The organism is Cupriavidus sp. IDO (genome assembly GCF_000812465.1).
GTDB lineage: Bacteria > Pseudomonadota > Gammaproteobacteria > Burkholderiales > Burkholderiaceae > Cupriavidus.
Map to the genome: position 1 here is coordinate 1 of NZ_JWMA01000184.1, position 2012 is coordinate 2012.

At 69.8% G+C, this 2012-nt stretch carries 1 pseudogene; it reads left to right on the forward strand.

The features are described 5' to 3' along the window. Positions 1-2012: pseudogene (locus RM96_RS39635) on the forward strand (hypothetical protein); the annotation flags it as partial.

Consider the following 2012-nt stretch of genomic DNA (forward strand, 5'->3'; position numbering starts at 1 on the left):
GCGAGCCACACGACGATCGACATCCACGGCTGGACCTTGTCCAGCCTGACCATCACGCCGCCCAACGACGCCAACTTCACGCTGAGCGTGGCGGCCACGGCCAGGGATGGCGAGGGCAACCTCAGCACCACCACCACCGCCACCGAGACGGTCACGGTCAACCCGCTGGCGCCGACACTGGCGCCGGTGGCCGAGAGCGGGGTGGAAGGGACGGCGATCGCCCTGAACCTCGGCGCCACGGTCAACGGCCTGGCCGGCGATGCCAACGGCCTCGCTTCGCTGGTGGTGAGCGCCATCCCGGTCGGCGCCACGCTAAGCGATGGCAGCCACAGCTTCACCGCCGATGCGAGCCACAGCTCGGTCGATGTGTCGGGCTGGACGCTGAGCTCGCTGACCATCATGCCGCCCAACGACGCCAACTTCACGCTGAGCGTGGCGGCCACCGCCACCGATGGCGAAGGGAACCTCAGCGCCACCACCACGGCCACCGAAGCGGTGACGGTCCACCCGCTGGCACCGACGCTGGCGCCGGTGGCCGAGAGCGGGGTGGAAGGGACGGCGATCGCCCTGAACCTCGGCGCCACGGTCAACGGCCTGGCCGGCGATGCCAACAGCCTCGCTTCGCTGGTGGTGAGCGCCATTCCGGTCGGTGCGACGCTAAGCGATGGCAGCCACAGCTTCACGGCCGATGCGAGCCACAGCTCGGTCGATGTGTCGGGCTGGACGCTGAGCTCGCTGACCATCATGCCGCCCAACGACGCCAACTTCACGCTGAGCGTGGCGGCGACCGCCCGGGATGGCGAAGGGAACCTCAGCGCCACCACCACGGCCACCGAAGCGGTCACGGTCCACCCGCTGGCGCCGACGCTGGCGCCGGTGGCCGAGAGCGGGGTGGAGGGGGCGGCGATCGCCCTGAATCTCGGCGCCACGGTCAACGGTCTGGCCGGCGATGGCAACAGTCTCGCTTCGCTGGTGGTCAGCGCGATCCCCGTCGGTGCCACGCTGAGCGATGGTGCCGGCGGTCATAGCTTCACTGCCGACGTGAGCCACACGGCGATCGACATCCACGGCTGGAGCTTGTCCAGCCTGACCATCACGCCGCCTAACGATGCCAACTTCACGCTGAGCGTGGCGGCCACCGCCACCGATGGCGAGGGCAACCTCAGCACCACCACCACCGCCACCGAGACGGTCACGGTCAACCCGCTGGCGCCGACGCTGGCGCCGGTGGCCGAGAGCGGGGTGGAAGGGACGGCGATCGCGCTGAACCTCGGCGCCACGGTCAACGGTCTGGCCGGCGATAGCAACAGCCTGGCTTCGCTGGTGGTGAGCGCCATCCCGGCCGGCGCCACGCTAAGCGATGGCAGCCACAGCTTCACCGCCGATGCGAGCCACAGCTCGGTCGATGTGTCGGGCTGGACGCTCAGTTCGCTGACCATCACGCCGCCCAACGACACCAACTTCACGCTGAACGTGGCGGCCACCGCCACCGATGGCGAAGGGAACCTCAGCACCACCACCACCGCCACCGAAGCGGTGATGGTCAGCCCGCTGGCGCCGACGCTGGCGCCGGTGGCCGAGAGCGGGGTGGAGGGGTCGGCGATCGCCCTGAATCTCGGCGCCACGGTCAACGGTCTGGCCGGCGATGGCAACAGTCTCGCTTCGCTGGTGGTCAGCGCGATCCCCGTCGGTGCCACGCTGAGCGATGGTGCCGGCGGTCATAGCTTCACTGCCGACGTGAGCCACACGGCGATCGACATCCACGGCTGGAGCTTGTCCAGCCTGACTATCACGCCGCCTAACGATGCCAACTTCACGCTGAGCGTGGCGGCCACCGCGCGGGATGGCGAAGGGAACCTCAGCACGACCACCACCGCCACCGAGGCGGTGACGGTCCACCCGCTGGCGCCGACACTGGCGCCGGTGGCCGAGAGCGGGGTGGAGGGGTCGGCGATCGCGCTGAATCTCGGCGCCACGGTCAACGGCCTGGCCGGCGATAGCAACAGCCTCGC